This is a genomic window from Pseudomonas flexibilis (genome assembly GCF_000806415.1).
In the GTDB taxonomy this organism is placed as follows: Bacteria; Pseudomonadota; Gammaproteobacteria; order Pseudomonadales; family Pseudomonadaceae; genus Serpens; species Serpens flexibilis.
On sequence record NZ_JTAK01000002.1, the window covers coordinates 423,383 to 438,967 of the forward strand.

Annotated in this window: 14 protein-coding genes and 2 pseudogenes; 10 read left to right on the forward strand and 6 right to left on the reverse strand. The window is 65.5% G+C overall.

Annotated features, from left to right (window positions below; translation table 11 throughout):
• Positions 1-97: 97 nt before the first annotated feature.
• Complete coding sequence (gene pap, locus PT85_RS05815) at positions 98-1,588, forward strand: polyphosphate:AMP phosphotransferase (protein ID WP_039560400.1); 1,491 nt, start codon at positions 98-100, stop codon at positions 1,586-1,588.
• A gap of 94 nt (positions 1,589-1,682) precedes the next feature.
• Here the strand turns inward: pap and nadC are convergent, their stop codons facing one another.
• Complete coding sequence (nadC, locus tag PT85_RS05820; protein ID WP_027590382.1) at positions 1,683-2,531, reverse strand: carboxylating nicotinate-nucleotide diphosphorylase; 849 nt, start codon at positions 2,529-2,531, stop codon at positions 1,683-1,685.
• Positions 2,532-2,770: 239 nt separating this feature from the next.
• Between nadC and PT85_RS18495 the strand changes: the two are divergent.
• The 7 genes and pseudogenes from PT85_RS18495 to PT85_RS05850 form a co-directional block, all read left to right on the forward strand.
• Positions 2,771-3,391 (forward strand): annotated as a pseudogene (locus PT85_RS18495) (DUF1631 family protein); the annotation flags it as partial.
• Between the two features lie 45 nt (positions 3,392-3,436).
• Positions 3,437-3,751 (forward strand): annotated as a pseudogene (locus PT85_RS18500) (DUF1631 family protein); the annotation flags it as partial.
• A gap of 605 nt (positions 3,752-4,356) precedes the next feature.
• Complete coding sequence (locus tag PT85_RS05830; RefSeq protein WP_027590384.1) at positions 4,357-5,058, forward strand: FKBP-type peptidyl-prolyl cis-trans isomerase; 702 nt, start codon at positions 4,357-4,359, stop codon at positions 5,056-5,058.
• A 209-nt stretch (positions 5,059-5,267) separates the two neighbouring features.
• Positions 5,268-5,711, forward strand: a complete 444-nt coding sequence (locus tag PT85_RS05835; protein ID WP_039606163.1) for a YkvA family protein — start codon at positions 5,268-5,270, stop codon at positions 5,709-5,711.
• A gap of 89 nt (positions 5,712-5,800) precedes the next feature.
• Positions 5,801-6,124, forward strand: a complete 324-nt coding sequence (locus PT85_RS05840) for a helix-turn-helix domain-containing protein (protein WP_039606164.1) — start codon at positions 5,801-5,803, stop codon at positions 6,122-6,124.
• 1 nt (position 6,125) lies between these two features.
• Positions 6,126-6,485, forward strand: coding sequence for a hypothetical protein (locus tag PT85_RS05845; protein WP_027590387.1), 360 nt, complete (start codon positions 6,126-6,128; stop codon positions 6,483-6,485).
• A 1-nt stretch (position 6,486) separates the two neighbouring features.
• A complete protein-coding gene (locus tag PT85_RS05850; RefSeq protein WP_027590388.1) occupies positions 6,487-6,960 on the forward strand; it encodes a tetratricopeptide repeat protein in 474 nt (157 codons plus the stop codon).
• Between the two features lie 129 nt (positions 6,961-7,089).
• On the opposite strand, the gene PT85_RS05855 is transcribed toward PT85_RS05850, so the two are convergent.
• A complete protein-coding gene (locus PT85_RS05855; protein ID WP_081798273.1) occupies positions 7,090-9,198 on the reverse strand; it encodes a carboxy terminal-processing peptidase in 2,109 nt (702 codons plus the stop codon).
• A gap of 100 nt (positions 9,199-9,298) precedes the next feature.
• On the opposite strand from PT85_RS05855, the gene PT85_RS05860 reads away from it, so the two are divergent.
• Positions 9,299-10,258 (forward strand): zinc-binding dehydrogenase, encoded by a 960-nt coding sequence (locus PT85_RS05860; protein ID WP_039606165.1) that lies wholly within the window; start codon positions 9,299-9,301, stop codon positions 10,256-10,258.
• Positions 10,259-10,415: 157 nt separating this feature from the next.
• On the opposite strand, the gene PT85_RS05865 is transcribed toward PT85_RS05860, so the two are convergent.
• Genes PT85_RS05865 through PT85_RS05880 form a run of 4 tightly spaced genes read right to left on the reverse strand, consistent with a single transcriptional unit; the run spans position 10,416 to position 14,123 of the window.
• Positions 10,416-11,405 (reverse strand): ABC transporter ATP-binding protein, encoded by a 990-nt coding sequence (locus PT85_RS05865; RefSeq protein ID WP_039606166.1) that lies wholly within the window; start codon positions 11,403-11,405, stop codon positions 10,416-10,418.
• Positions 11,402-12,199 carry an ABC transporter permease gene (locus PT85_RS05870; RefSeq protein WP_039560394.1) on the reverse strand — a complete coding sequence of 266 codons (798 nt, stop codon included), beginning with the start codon at positions 12,197-12,199 and terminating at the stop codon, positions 11,402-11,404. The genes PT85_RS05865 and PT85_RS05870 overlap by 4 nt, the downstream gene beginning before the upstream one ends.
• Complete coding sequence (locus PT85_RS05875; RefSeq protein ID WP_052237616.1) at positions 12,186-13,058, reverse strand: ABC transporter permease; 873 nt, start codon at positions 13,056-13,058, stop codon at positions 12,186-12,188. Before PT85_RS05875 ends, PT85_RS05870 begins: the two co-directional genes overlap by 14 nt.
• A gap of 12 nt (positions 13,059-13,070) precedes the next feature.
• Positions 13,071-14,123 (reverse strand): ABC transporter substrate-binding protein, encoded by a 1,053-nt coding sequence (locus tag PT85_RS05880; protein ID WP_039606167.1) that lies wholly within the window; start codon positions 14,121-14,123, stop codon positions 13,071-13,073.
• A gap of 311 nt (positions 14,124-14,434) precedes the next feature.
• On the opposite strand from PT85_RS05880, the gene PT85_RS05885 reads away from it, so the two are divergent.
• Entirely contained in the window at positions 14,435-15,580 is a 1,146-nt protein-coding gene (locus tag PT85_RS05885; protein ID WP_051587422.1) for an amine dehydrogenase large subunit, read from the forward strand.
• The last annotated feature ends 5 nt before the right edge of the window (positions 15,581-15,585 follow it).

The window sequence follows — 15,585 nt, forward strand, 5'->3', positions numbered from 1 at the left end:
AAGGTGCGGCATTGTAGCCTGCGTGATGGCATTTCGACTTTGTGGGCGAGTGCACATTTGGGTAGTCTGGCCGCCTTGCAGTCAGGAAGCTTTCTCCATGTTCGAATCCGCCGAAATCGGCCATGCCATCGACAAGAAAACCTACGAAGCCGAATTGCCCGCGCTGCGCCAGGCCTTGCTGGAAGTCCAGTACCAGTTGCGCGAGCAGGCGAACTTCCCGGTGATCATCCTGATCAATGGCATCGAGGGCGCCGGCAAGGGGGACACGGTCAAGCGGCTCACCGAATGGATGGACCCGCGCCTGATTCAGGTCTCCACCTTCGACCTGCAGACCGACGAGGAGCTGGCCCGCCCGCCGGCCTGGCGCTACTGGCGCCAGCTGCCCGCCAAGGGGCGCACCGGCATCTTCTTTGGCAACTGGTACAGCCAGATGCTGCAGGCGCGGGTCAAGGACAAGATCGACGATGCCCAGCTGGATCAGGCGATAGAGAGTTCGCAGCGCCTGGAGCGCATGCTCTGCGACGAGGGCGCGCTGATCTTCAAGTTCTGGTTCCACCTGTCCCGCGAGCAGATGGAAGCGCGCCTGAAGAGCCTGGCCGACGACCCGCTGCACAGCTGGAAGCTGAGTCCCCTGGATTGGCAGCAGAGCAAGACCTACGACCAGGTGGTGCAGCATGCCGAGCACATCATCCGCCGCAGCAGCCGGGACTATGCGCCCTGGTACGTGGTGGAAAGCAGTGATCGCAACTACCGCAACCTGACCGTCGGCAAGATTCTCCTGCAGGGCTTGCGCGCAGCCCTGGAGGGGGCGCGCGGCCCGCAGCCGGCGCCGCATGCCGCGCCGGTGGCGGTCAACCTGGGCACCCGTCGCCTGCTGGAAAGCCTGGACCTGGGCCAGGCGCTGGAAAAAGCCGACTACAAGGCGCAGCTGGCTCGCGAACAGGCGCGACTCTCCGCACTGCTGCACGACAAGCGCATGCGCCGGCATGCCCTGGTGGCAGTGTTCGAAGGCAACGATGCGGCCGGCAAGGGTGGCGCCATTCGCCGTGTGACCGAGGCGCTGGACCCCCGCGAATACCGCATCATTCCCATCGCCGCACCCAGCGACGAGGAGCGCGCGCAGCCCTACCTGTGGCGCTTCTGGCGGCATATCCCGCCGCGCGGGCAGTTCACCATCTTCGACCGCTCCTGGTACGGCCGCGTGCTGGTGGAACGCATCGAAGGCTTCTGCTCGCAGGCCGACTGGCTGCGCGCCTACGGGGAAATCAACGACTTCGAGGAAAGCCTGGTGGAGCACGGCGTGGTGCTGGTGAAGTTCTGGCTGGCCATCGACAAGGACACCCAGTACGCGCGCTTCAAGGAGCGCGAGGCCACGCCCTTCAAGCGTTTCAAGATCACCGAGGAAGACTGGCGCAACCGCGAGAAGTGGGACCAGTACCTGGATGCCGTGGAGGACATGGTGGACCGCACCAGCACTGGCCTGGCCCCGTGGACCCTGGTGGAAGCCAACGACAAGCGCTTCGCCCGGGTGAAGGTGCTGCGCACCATCAACGATGCGCTGGAGCGGGCGTTCGCGCGGGACCGGTAGCACGTAGGGGTGGTCGGCGCGCAGCCTTGGCCACCACGGTGGCCAAGGCGATGCCTTGACCGCCCTACGGAGTTAGCTGCCGCAGTTTCAAGGATCAGAGACTCAGGCGCATCGACAGGTCGATGGCCTTGATGTCCTTGGTCAGTGTGCCCAGGGAGATGTAATCCACGCCGGTCTCGGCCACGCCGCGCAGCGTGCGCTCGTTGATGCCGCCGGAGGCTTCCAGCTTGGCCCGGCCGGCCGTCAGGCGTACGGCCTCGCGCATATCATCCAGGCTCAACTCGTCGAGCATCACGATATCGGCGCCGGCCTCCAGGGCCTGGCGCAGCTCGTCGAGGCTTTCCACTTCCACTTCCACCGGCTTGCCGGGCGCGATGCTGCGCGCCGTGGCCACCGCCGCGGCGATGCCGCCGCAGGCGGCGATATGGTTTTCCTTGATCAGGAAGGCGTCGTACAGACCGATGCGGTGGTTGTGGCAGCCACCGCACGTCACCGCGTACTTTTGCGCCAGGCGCAGGCCCGGCAACGTCTTGCGGGTATCCAGCAGCTTCACCGCGGTGCCGTCCACCAGATCGGCGTAGTGCCGGCAGCGGGTGGCCACGGCTGACAGGGTCTGCAGGAAGTTCAGCGCACTGCGCTCGCCGCTGAGCAGCGCGCGCGCCGGCCCCTCGACACTGAACAGCACCTGGTTGGGCTCCACGCGGTCGCCATCCTTCACCCGCCAATGCACGGCCACGCGGGCGTCCAGCTGACGGAACACCGCGTCGACCCAGGCAGTGCCACAGACCACGGCCGCCTCGCGGGTGATCACGCTGGCGTGTGCCAGGCGTTCGGAGGGGATCAGCTGTGCGGTGATGTCACCGCTGCCGAGGTCCTCGGCCAGTGCCAGACGGACGTTGGACTCGATCTCGGCGCTCAGCTCGGCAAGGGTGAGGTTGGCCATGGCGGACTCCTGCGGGGTGGGGAGGGCGGCGATTATACGAGCCCTGGCGCCGGCGTGCCCGGGTTGCGTTCGTCGGAACAAAGCGGCGCCCTGTGAACCGCATCATGTCCGGGCCGCTCCGCACTTGAGCCCTTGGCGCGTCGGCCAATAATTCGGCCCGTTGGTTTCTCCGGCGCCTGGCACAGGCGTCCGCGGCCGGCAGCCAATGCTGTCGGCCGCTCTATCCCGAGGTTCTTACGATGAAAACTGAAGCCAAGGTGGTGGCCTTCGGTCTGCCGACGTCGCGCCGCCGTAACGATCAACCATTGCCGGTTCCGCTTGAGCAGATCCGTGACCTGGCCCAGGCCCAGTTGCGCCAGGGGATACAGGCGCTGTTCGACGACGTTGACGATGCGCTGTTCGATCGCGCCGATCGTGCCGACAACAGCCAGGAGCAGGAGCTGTACTTCGAGGCCATGCGCGATCTGCGCCTCAAGCGGCAAGGCATCGAGCGCACCTTCCTCGACCGCTGTGCGGGCGGCTTCGAGAGCCTGCTGCAGGAGCAGGGGGCGGAGCTGCGTACGCTCGGCCATGCCGAACTGGAGGCCCGCGTGGCAGACGAAGCGATGATCGGCAAGGCGTTGGGCCAGCTGGAACCGGGGCTCGGCCAGCTGAGCCTGCGTCTCGGCGCTTTGCTCGGGCGTCCGGTGGGGGAGGGCGGCAATCCGCTGGGGCCGCATGCCCTCTGCACATTCTTCGCCGAGGCCTGCAGCGAAGCGGACATGCCGATCCGCATCAAGCTGATCGTGCTCAAACTGTTTGAGCGGCATTGTTTGGGCCGCCTGGGCGTCCTCTGCAAGGAAGCCCATCGATTGCTGGAAGCGGAAGGCGTGCCGTCCGCCGAGAGTCCGCCAGCGGCGGTCACTGAGCAGGAGGCGGCGATGGACGCCGCTGCCGAGCCTGCAGATGCGCAGGTCGATCAGCTGCGAGTGGGCAGCTGGCTGGAGCTACGCATGGATGACGAACAGAAGCTGCGCTGCAAGCTGGCCGCTTTCATTCGGCCGACCGGCCGCTACATCTTCGTCAACCGCAGCGGCGTGAAGGTTCTGGAGAGGACGCGGGCCGAGCTGGCGGCCGATCTTGCGGCGGGGGCGGTTCGTCTGCTGGATGATGCGCAGATCTTCGATCGTGCCCTGGAATCAGTGATCAATCTGCGTCGGGTAAAGACGGACCAACCCTGACGGTTCCAGGGTTGTAAGCAAAAAAATAAAGGGGCGGAGGATGGCTCCGCCCCTTTCGTCCCGATCCCTGTGCTCCCCCGTCGTCCTGACGACGATACATCCTGCATCGGTTCCTGCGGGTCGCCTTCCTGGCAACCCGGTCGCTCCCTCGACACGCTGTGGATTCTAGTGTGCCGGCCGACGGCGGCAACCTTGCCGCCCCGTTCATTCGGGACGCTTCAGGTACTGAGGATGGAGGAAAAATTCAAGTATTTCAGATGGTTAGGCGAATGCCGGGGTGCGGGCTTGACGTATTTCGGGCGGCTCTCCTACAGCGGATGTAAGCAATTTCCTACAAGGAGCGCCGCGAGGAAGCGCCTGCTCCTCCCGTCCGTGGCCAATGGCCTGCGAGGGGGACGAGCGGGAGTGAACAGGCGCGGCCATTCTCGCCGCCCGCGTCTGAGGGCTGAATGACCGTCGTCAATTCCGCGAGGTAGTCGCTGAATCCGTGACCGCGGAACCTTGGCAGCCGCGTGTCACTCCTATCGCGGTAGCCAGTTTTCGCGGCGGGCTGCTAAGCTCGCCGCTTGATCGATACCCCCCGCAAGGCGGAAGAAGGAAACAGCATGAGACAACATCGGTTGGCGGCGTCCATGGCGCTGGTGGGTCTGGTTCTCTCCGGCTGCGATTCGCAGACCAGTGTGGAACTGACAACCCCCGCCCAGAAAGCCTCCTACGGCATTGGCCTGAACATGGGACAGAGTCTGGCCCGTGACGGCATGGACGATCTGGATCCGCAGGCAGTCGCCCTGGGTATCGAGGATGCGCTGGCCGATCGCGAGCCGCGTGTAAAGGACGAAGAGCTGATCGAGGCGTTTTCTGCCCTGCAGGCCCGTGTCGACGAGCGTATGGCAGCCCAGCAGGCGGAAAATGTTGCTGCGGGCAAGAAATTCCTCGAAGAGAACGGCAAGCGTGAAGGCGTGGTGACCACCGCCAGCGGGCTGCAGTACGAAGTGCTGAAGAAAGCCAACGGTGCCAAGCCGAAGGCCGATGACGTGGTGACCGTCCACTATGTCGGTACCCTTACCGACGGCAGCGTGTTCGACAGTTCGGTCGAGCGCGGTGCGCCCATCGACCTGCCGGTGGGTGGCGTAATCCAGGGCTGGGTCGAAGGCCTGCAACTGATGAACGTGGGCGAGAAGTACAAGCTGTACATCCCCAGCGAGCTGGCCTATGGCGATCAGAGCCCGAGCCCGCTGATTCCGCCGAGCTCGGTGCTGGTCTTCGAGCTGGAGCTGCTGGGTATCAAGGGCAAGAACGCCCAGTAAGCGTGCGTGAATGTCGAGCGCCCCGTCCTGACGGGGCGCTTTCGTTTCTACCGGTGGAAACCCGCATTGACGGCGACAGGTCTGAGAATAGGAGTCCGGGATCGGCGTGCGGATGAAATGCCGGCAACCCGTCCGAGTCCTGTGTACCCTTTCAGGGCAGTCCCCCTGTTTCGCGTCGAGATAGGAGTGCCGGCAATGCGGAGATCACCATGAATGTGCCGCGGCATCTGGCCCGCTTCCTGCCCCTTGCGGCGCGTATCCTGCGCGGCAAGCGGCTGCCCGCGTTGCTGCTGGCAGTGTCCGGCAAGGCGGCGCGCCGGGGTGCCGGTCAGCGCGGGCTGGTCGCGAATCTGGGACTGTTTCAGGCACTCTGCCTGGCCTGGTGGCGCGGCGAGTATCGGGCGGTCAGTGGCAAGGCGCTGCTGACTGTGGTCGCGGGCCTGGCGTATTTCCTCTCGCCGCTGGACCTGATTCCGGACTTCCTGCCGGGTCTGGGTCTGCTCGACGATGTGGCTGTGCTGTCCTGGATCATGCGGACCTGGAGCGGCGAGCTGGATGCGTTCGCCGCCTGGCGGGATGCGCAGTCCACCGCGCGGCGCCAGGCGCTGGAGCGCTTGCCGGACGAGGCGGAAATTCGTTCCCGTTCGGACTGATGTGCGCTCGGCGGACGTAACAAGAAGGCTGTGCTTGTTAAGATGTGGTCGCCGAGGGATCGGTGGTCGTACTTTCAGGAGACGTATCAATGAGTGTTCAAGTGATATTGCGCGAAGGCCAGCCGGAGTATGCCGTGCTGCCCTGGGATGAATACCAGGCGCTGCTGAGTGCCGCCGGCCAGTCCGGGGGGCAGGAAGAGGCTGCACCCGCGCCGACGCCGACCGGCGGTTTGGTTCTGGAGCGGCTCGCCGCGTTGCGTGAGGGCGTGGGCATGAGTCAGGCGGAACTGGCCCGCAGCGTGGGCATCAGCCCGTCCTACCTGGCGATGATCGAGCAGGGCGAGCGCGAGCCCGACGATGCGATTCGTCGTTCCCTGGCCCGGGTACTCGGTGTCGCCACCGAGGGGGTCTGAGATGCGTATCAGCCGACAGCATTGGGAAGCCCTGCTCGCTGAATTGAACGATGCCTGCCGCCAGCGTCACCTGCTGACCTATCGGGCGCTGATCGAACGCCTGCAACTGCCGGCGCCGGCCATGCAGACCCTGGTGGCTGCGTTGGAATATCTGGCTACGCTGGATGCGCGGTCCGAGCGACCGTTGCGCAGCTCGCTGGTCATCAGCCAGGGGGCAAGCCGGTTGCCGCGTCCGGGCTTCTTCGAATGTGTGACGCGCCTGGGTCGTTTCACCGGGCCGAGTGATGGCGCCGCCGCCGCTTCCTGGCATGCCGCCGAGGTGGCGCGGGTTTTTGAATTCGATTACCCACAGGAGCCTTGATATGGCGTGGTGGTGGCGGCTTCGGGCGCGACTGGGCTATGCGCTGGCGCGTCGCTTGTTTCATTGGCGCTGGCTGATGCAGAAACCTGGGGCCTGGCGCTGGATGGAAGGTCAGTTCGCGCGCATGGCCACGCTCGGTCATGTTCCGGCGCAGAGTTTCTATGGGCATGTGCTGCTGTTTCGGGGGCGTGGCCTGGGTGCGCGCGAGGAAGGGCTGCGGTTGCTGCGCCTGGCCGCCCAGGGGGGGGACAGCAAGGCCGCCTATCAGTTGGGGGTGACCAGTTTGGCGGGCAGCCCGCAGCAGGAGCCCGACGGTCAGGAAGCCGCCCGCTGGTGGATGCTGGCCGCCCAGGCGGGGCATCCGCTGGCGGCCCGCAAGCTGGCCGAGTTGTATCGCGACGGTGGTTATGGCCTGATGGCCGACGCCGACCTCGCCGAGCGCTACAAGCGCCGTGCCGAGGAGCTCGGGTTGTAGTTCGCTTGAATGAAAAAGCCGGCGTGAGCCGGCTTTTTCTTTTATACAGCGTCGCGAAGCTTCCAGAGCGGCCAAGTCAACGCTGTTTATGGCCGCCCAAGGCGGCTACCCTAGCCCCATGTCGCCCCTTTAGTGCCTGGCCACGCGGCTTTCCAGGGTCAGGTAATCGAGCAGGATGTGCCCGGTTTCCGCCAGGTAGGCATCTTCTTCCGGCTTGGGCTTGTCGGCGGTGTGTGGAATCGCCGGTTCCTCGTCCTCGGTCTTGATCTTCTTCAGCGGTTCCTCGCCGCGTGCCAGGCGACGTGCGTTTTCCAGTTTCAACTGGCGCGCCTCGATGGCGGCCTGCTGGCTGCGGCGCTTGGCTTCGTTCAGGGAAACCCGGGTTTCCTTCATCAGTTCCTGGGACAGCTGCAGGCGTTCGCGGGTGAACACGAAGTCCGGGTTCTGCGCGGCGCGGGCGTCATGGCGGGCCTTGAGGTCTGCCAGGAACGGCTTGAACGGATCGCTTTCCGGGCGTATCGCCGGATGGATGCGGTCCCAGGGCATCGCCTCGGGCAGGGCGCTTTCGCCGATCTCGTCGGTGTCCACCTCGGAGGGGTAGCTGATGTCCGGCACCACGCCCTGGTGCTGGGTGCTCTGCCCGGACACCCGGTAGAACTTGGCCAGGGTCAGCTTGAGCTCGCCGTGGTTGAGCGGCTGGATGCTCTGCACGGTGCCCTTGCCGAAGGTCTGCACGCCGATGATCAGCGCGCGGTGATAGTCCTGCATGGCGCCGGCGAAGATCTCCGAGGCCGAGGCGGACAGGCGGTTGACCAGCACGGCCATCGGTCCGGTGTAGTAGGCGCCGGGATTCTCGTCCGCCAGTACATCGACGCGGCCATCGCTGTTGCGCACCAACACGGTGGGCCCTTGCTCGATGAACAGGCCGGTCAGCTCGGTGGCTTCCTGCAGGGAGCCACCGCCGTTGTTGCGCAGGTCGATGACGACGCCATCCACCTTCTCCTGCTTCAACTCGGTCAGCAGCTTCTTCACGTCGCGGGTGGTGCTCTTGTAGTTAGGATCGCCGGCCCGGTAGGCCTTGAAGTCCAGGTAGAACGCCGGAATCTCGATGACGCCGAGCTTGTAGCTGCGGCCCTCGTGCTCCAGGTTCAGCACCGATTTCTTGGCCGCCTGCTCCTCCAGCTTCACCGCCTCGCGGGTCAGGGTCACGATGCGGCTGGTCTGGTCATTCGGCGCGTTGCTGGCCGGAATGATCTCCAGGCGGACCTTCGAGCCCTTGGGGCCGCGGATCAGCTTGACCACTTCATCCAGGCGCCAGCCGATCACGTCGACCATCTCGTCGTTGCCCTGGGCCACGCCGACGATGCGGTCGGCAGGCACCAGCTGCTTGCTCTTCTCGGCCGGGCCGGCGGGCACCAGGCGAACGATCTTGACCATCTCGTTGTCGCTTTGCAGCACCGCGCCGATGCCCTCCAGCGACAGGCTCATGTTGATGTCGAAGTTCTCGGCGTTGTCGGGCGAGAGGTAGCTGGTGTGCGGGTCGTAGGTTTGCGCGAAGGCATTGATGTAGGCCTGGAAGATGTCCTCGCTGCGCGTCTGGTTCAGCCGGGTCAGCTGGTTCCGGTAGCGCTTGGTCAGCAATTCCTGGATGGCCGCGGGCTCCTTGCCGGCGATCTTCAGACGCAGCACCTCATCCTTGACCCGTTTGCGCCACAGGTCGTCCAGCTCGGCGCGGTCGCGCGCCCAGGACGCCGTCTCGCGGTCGATTTCCAGTTCTTCATCGATCGTGAAGTCCAGGCTGTCGATGTTCTCGAGCAGACTCAGGGCGTACTCGATGCGCTGGATCAGCCGCTCCAGATGGCGCTGGTAGATGGTGAAACCGGGCTCCAGCTGCCCTTCCTTGAGGAAGTCATCGAACTGCAGGCGCCAGGGCTCGAACTCGGCGATATCGTCGGCGGTGAAATAGCTGCGCGCCGGATCGAGCAGCTTGATGTAGCTGTCGTAGATCTTGGCCGAGCGGGCGTCGTCCAGCGGGGGTTTGTTGTAGTGATGACGGCGCAGCAACTCGACGACGTTGAGGCTGGCGATCACCTGGTTGCGGTCGGGCTTGAGGCTGGCCCAGTCGAGATCGGTGGTCTTGGCCTGCAGGGGCAGGCTCAGGCCCATCACCAGGGCCAGGGCCGCACCGCCGAGCAGGCGCGGGAGAGTGGGTCGACGCAAGGACAAGTGATAACGCATAGTAGGCCGTCTATTGATACCGGTTTCGCACGAAACCGGCGTAATGGCGCGAAAGCCCGGCATCGTCCGGGCTCGATGTGAGAGTCACTATGGAGGCAGCGTGAAGGCATTGCAAGGTATCGAGGGACGCGTGGAGTGGGCCGAACGGACCAGTGAACCGTGCGGTTCCGGGCAGATTCGCATCCGTGTGGCCGCGGCAGGGCTTAACCGTGCCGATCTGTTGCAGCGGGCCGGTCATTACCCGCCGCCGCCTGGCGCCAGTGACATCCTCGGCCTGGAATGCGCCGGGGTGGTCAGCGAGGTGGGCGCAGGCAGTCCGTGGCGGGTGGGTGATCGGGTCTGTGCGCTGCTGGCCGGCGGCGGCATGGCCGAAGACGTGGTGGTGCATGCCGGACACGCATTACCGGTGCCGGACGGACTGAGCCTGGCCGAAGCCGCAGCGCTGCCGGAGGTGTATGCCACCGCCTGGCTCAACCTGTTCCAACTGGCCCGCCTGCAACCGGGCGAGAAGGCGCTGATCCATGCCGGCGCCGGCGGGGTCGGCTCGGCGGCCATCCAGCTGTGCAAGGCATTCGGCAATCCCTGCTGGGTGAGCGTCGGCTCGGCCGATCGCCTGGCCTATTGCGAGAGCCTCGGCGCCCAGGGCGGTGTGCTGCGCGGCGAGAATCTGGACAGCCTGAAGGACTTCGCGCCGTTCGACGTGATCCTCGATCCGGTGGGCGCCAGCTATGCGGCGCTGAACCTCAGTCTGATCGCCCTGGATGGCCGCTGGGTGGTCATCGCCATGATGGGCGGGCGTCGCGCCGAGCTGGACCTGGCCAAGTTCCTGGCCAAGCGCGTGCAGATCACCGGCTCGACGCTGCGCAACCGCGACGATGCCTTCAAGGCGGCGCTGATTGCCGAACTGCGCGACAAGGTCTGGCCGCTGTTCGCCGAAAAGCGGCTGGCGCCCCAGCTGGAGCGGACCTTCCGTGCCGATCAGGCCGAGGAAGCCTTCGCGCTGCTGGAGAGCAACCAGGTGAATGGCAAGATCGTGCTGCTGCTCGACGACAGTCTCTAGTCGAGAGGCCTCCAAAGCCTTTGAAACCGCAGGTTTCGGTAGGTTGGTCAACGCGTCGCGTTGGCCAACCTCGGGCCCGCCAGTCGGCGGCCGGAACAGCGCCGACCGCCCCTACGCTCCGGGCCGCGCTTTGCGGCTGGCATCACATCAGTGCGCTTTACCCCTCCAGCTCGCGAACCGCCTCCGGGGCGATCTCCAGCGCCACGGAGCGGCCGCTGGGCAACAGGTCCCCGGCGGAGCGGTTGAGCACATCCACGTACAGTTCCACACCGCGACTCTCCACGCGGTAGCGAATGACGTTGCCGAGCAGGCTGTGGCTGCGGATCAGCCCGCTGAGGTCGCCGCTGCCCAGGCGGATGGCTTCCGGGCGGATCGCCACGCGACGGCTCATCGAGCGGCCGAGCAGGCGCCCGGCCGCTTCGGCATCCAGCAGGTTGTAGTGGCCGATGAAGCCGGCGGCGAAGGCGCTGGCCGGCTCGGTATACAGGGCCTCGGCGCTGCCGCTCTGGACGATGCGTCCGGCGTCCATGAGCAGGATGCGATCCGAAAGGGTCAGCGCCTCCTCCTGGTCGTGGGTGACGAACAGCGTGGTCAGGCCCAGTTCCCGCTGGATACGGCGGATTTCCTCGCGCAGGTGTTTGCGAATGCGCGCATCCAGCGCCGACAGCGGCTCATCGAGCAGCAGCAGGCGTGGCCGCGTGACCAGCGAACGGGCCAGGGCGACGCGCTGGCTCTGGCCGCCGGACAGCTGCTGCGGATAGCGGTCAGCGAGCGCTTCCAGCTCCACCAGGGCCAGCACCTCGGCGACGCGCCGGGCACTTTCCGCGCGCGGCACCCTTTGCATGCGCAGGCCGAACGCCACGTTCTGGGCCACCGTCATGTTGGGAAACAGCGCATAGCTCTGGAACACCATGCCGATGCCGCGCTTCTGGGGCGGCAGGGGCAGCAGGTCCTGGCCGTCCAGCCGGATCGTGCCGCCGTCCACCTCGGTCAGGCCCGCCACGCAGCGCAGCAGGGTGGATTTGCCACAGCCCGAGGGGCCGAGCAGGGTGACGAATTCGCCCTGCTCGAGGGTGCAGTCGATGTCGCTGAACACCGGTGTGGCGCCGTAGCGCTTGTGCAGTCCCTGAATGACCAGAAAGCTCATGGCAGATCCTTGTTCAGGCGGTTGGCCGCCCAGGTGAACAGCAGCACGAAGAAGAAATAGGAGATCACCAGGGCGCTGTTGAAGTGGCCGCTGCTGTTGCGCATGTTGTTCAGGTACACCTGCAGGGTCTCGTAGCGGGTGCCCACCAGCAGATTGGCGAACACGAATTCGCCGAGCAGGAACGAAAAGGACAGGAACAGCGCCACCATCACCCCCTTGCGCAGGTTGGGCAGCACTACCCAGAAGGCCGCCTGCCAGGTGCTGGCGCCATGGACGCGCGCGGCGTCCATCAGGTCGCGCAGGTTCAGCGCCAGCAGGTTGTTGCTGATCGCCCGGTACATGAACGGCAGGGCCACGGTGAAATAGCAGCCAATGAGGATCCAGGGCGTGCCGATCAACGGCAGGGGTCCGCTGCCGTACACCTGCAGCAGCCCCACCGAGGAGACTACCGGCGGGATGGCGAAGGGCAGCAGGATCAGCACGTTCATCAGGCCGTCCAGGCGCGGGAAGTGGTAGTGCACCACGAACAGCAACGGCAGGATCAGCAGCACCGACAGCAGCAGCGCGCCGAAGCACACCAGCAGCGAATGGCCGAAGGCGCTGAGGAAGCGCGCGTCGCTCCACAGCGCCAGGTACCACTTGAGGGTCAGTCCGCTGGGCAGCACGGTCGCCGACCAACTGGTGGCCAGCGAGTAGAGCAGCGTGCCGGCCAGCGGCAGCAGCAAGATCAGGAACAGCAGCCAGACCACCAGCCGGTGGTAGAGCAGGACAGGGCCTTGTTCAGCGCGCCGCATGGTAGCTCCTCCTCAGCAGCCATTGATGCACCAGCGTGATCAGCGCCATCAGGCCGACCAGCAGCATGGCCAGGGCGCTGGCCAGCCAGGGGTCTAGGTTGATGTCGCCGGCCACCAGCGCGGCGATGCGGATCGGCACGATGTTGAAGTTGCCGGTGGTCAGCGCGTACACGGTGGCGTAGGCGCCCAGCGCGTTGGCCAGCAGGATCACGAACGTGCCGACCAGTGCCGGGGTGAGCACCGGCAGGCCGATGTGGCACCAGTAGCGCCAGGTCGACGCGCCGAGCAGTGCGGCGGACTCGCGCCAGTCCTCGCGCAGCGCGTCGAAGGCCGGGTAGAGCAGCAGTACCCCCAGCGGGATCTGGAAGTAGGTGTAGATGACGATCAGCCCGGTCTTGGAATAGAGGTTGAAGTCCTCGATCCAGCCGATCTGCCGCAGCAGCAGCGTGAGCGCACCGTTGAAGCCGAGCAGGATGATGAAGGCGAAGGCCAGCGGCACCCCGGCGAAGTTGCTGGTCATGGTGGCGAAGGCGTTGACGAAGTCGCGCAGCCGCGAGTCCACCCGGTGCAGCGAATAGCTGCCAAGCAGGGCGATGAGCAGGCCGAACAGGCTCGACCAGAAGGACACCTGCAGGCTGTGGCTGATCGCCTGCCGATAAAAGCGCGACTCCAGGATGCGGGTGAAGTTGGCCAGGCTCCAGCCGTCGGCCGTCTGCAGGCTGTTGACCGCCACCCAGAGCAGCGGCGCGATCTGGAAGGCGAAGAACACCAGCGCGAATGGCAACAGACAGAGCGCCGCCAGCCAGCGGCCGCGACGGGCGGCGCTCCACGGCGGCGCGCGGCGTGCAGGAGCCGTCATGGGCTGGCCGTGCTAGCGCATCTCGATGATCACGTGTTCCTGCCAGAGCTGCGGCAGCGCCCGGGAGGTCTTCTCCCAGGCAGCCGCGTCTCTGATCGGCTGGACATTGGCGTACTGCTCGTTGGGTAGCAGCCTGGCCTGCACATCCGCCGGCAGGGTCAGGTGCTCGGCGCGGATGGGGCGGGCGTTGCCCTTGGCCAGATTGATCTGCCCGGCGTCGGAAAGGATGTACTCGCGGGCCAGCTTGGCGGCGTTGGGGTGCTTGGCGTACTTGTTGATGATGGTGGTGTAGCCGGAAATCACCGAGCCGTCGGAGGGGATCAGCACTTCGAAGCGGTTGGGGTCGATCTGCTCGCGATAGCCCAGGCCGTTGAAGTCCCAGACCACGCCGACTTCCACCTCGCCCTTTTCCAGGGTCTGGATGGTGGGGTTGGCCAGCGACAGCCGGCCCTGACGGGCAATGTCGGCGAAGAAGTCCAGGCCCGGCTGGATGTTCTTCTCGTCGCCGCCGTTGGCGAGGGCCGCTGCCAGCACACCGTTCACCGCCTGGGCAGCGGAACTGACGTCGCCAATGGCCACCTTGTAGCGGCCGGTTTTCAGCTCGGCCCAGGAACGGGGCACCTCCTTGACCAGCTGCGTGTTGACGATGAAGGCAATGGAGCCGGTGTAGGCCAGCATCCAGTGGCCGTCCTCATCCTTGGCCCATTCGGGAATCTGCGCCCAGGTGCTCGGCTTGTAGGGCTGGGTGACGCCCTGCTGCACGGCGATGGGGCCGAACGCCGCGCCCACGTCGCCGATGTCGGCGGTGGCGTTGTTCTTCTCGGCGGCGAACTTGGCGATCTCCTGGGCCGAGCTCATGTCGGTATCGCTGTGTTCCAGACCGTACAGGCGCTTGAGGTCGGCCCAGGTGTCCTTCCAGTTGGCCCAGCTGTCCGGCATGCCCACGCTATCCACGCGACCCTCGGCGCGCGCAGCCTGTTCCAGCTGTGCCAGGTCCTGGGCGTTGGCCGGATTGCCTCCGGCCAGCGCCGCGCTCATCAGAGAAACCAGTAGCAGTCGTTTCATCGTGCAGCTCCTTGCAGGGGTGAGTCCTTGGGGCGGTACCGCCACTGTGGCGGCCCTGGATGACCGGTGAATGACAGGCGGGGCGTTGGCAAAGCGTAGACCAGGCTGGACCGCGTTCAGCCCGTTGTCGCTGCACCATAGAGGTGCGCCGGATAATGGCGAAGGGCCGCTAAAGCACCGAAAAGGAACGAAAAACCATGCAAAAGTGCCCGTAACCCTTTGTTTTTTAAGGTGGCACGCTTGCTGCTATGAGGTGTTCAGCGCGGTGTTCGAAATACTGGCCGCGCGTATCCCTAGACGTGGAGAACATCATGCAAGCCTTGGGTATTACGCTGGGTGCAATGCTGGGTGTGCTGTCGGTCGGCATCGCTCAGGCATCGGAAACCTTCGTTCCGGAAGTATTGACGGTCGAGAAGGCCATCAAGCCGGGCGCGAACGTCTTCGTTCTGGATCAGAGCTGGAAGGGAGCCAGTCGCATCAACGTGCTGTCGGCCGATGACCTTGAGCACAAGGGCATCCTGAGCGTCGGTATCACCGGCCAGATGGTCTACAGCAAGGATCGCAAGACGGCCTACGCCATGTCGGCGTATGCCACTCGCATCACCTACGGTCCGACCGAAGCGGTGCTGCAGGAGTTCGATGTCGACACGCTCACGCTCAAGCGCGAGGTGATCATTCCCGAGAAGATGGCGCAGGTCGCGCCCTCCAGCGCCGTGCTGGCGCTGTCCGGTGACGAGCGCTTCGCCTTCGTGCAGAACGCCACGCCGGCCACTTCGGTGACCGTGGTGGATCTGCAGGCCGGCAAGTTCCTCACCGAGATCCCGACCCCGGGCTGCTTCGGCATCTTCCCGACCCCGGCGGGCAGCCGCTTCACCACCGTGTGCGGTGACGGCACCCTGGCCACCTTCGAGGTCAAGGCCAATGGCGAAGCCTCCGCCCCGGCGCGCAGCGCCAAGCTCTTCGATCCGGATGCCGACGCCCTGTTCATCGTGCCCGAGCGGGTTGGCCAGGACCTGGTGTTCCCGTCCTTCAAGGGCAACCTGTACCGCGTCTCCGACAGCGGCAAGGCGCCGAAGCTGGTCGAGAAGTTCTCGGTAGTGGAGGGCATCGACGGCGACTGGGCGCCGGGTGGCGTCGATGTGTCCGCCTACAACGCGGCTCACAACGTGCTGTTCCTGACCATGCACTCCGGTGCCCAGGAGGGCAGCCACAAGAACGGTGCCGAGGAGCTGTGGGCGATTGACCTCAAGCGCAAGCAGGTCCTGTACCGCTCGGTGGTTCCGCATTTGGCCTCTATTGCCGTCACCAATGGCAAGCAGCCGGTGCTGTTCGGCCTGAATGAAGACAGTGAACTGATCCGCTACGCGATCGACCCGCAGGCCCGCTTCGCCGCCAAGCCGACCCACACGGTGGAAGGCGTGGGTGAGTGGACCGTGTACGCAGTTACCGGCGAGTAAGTGCC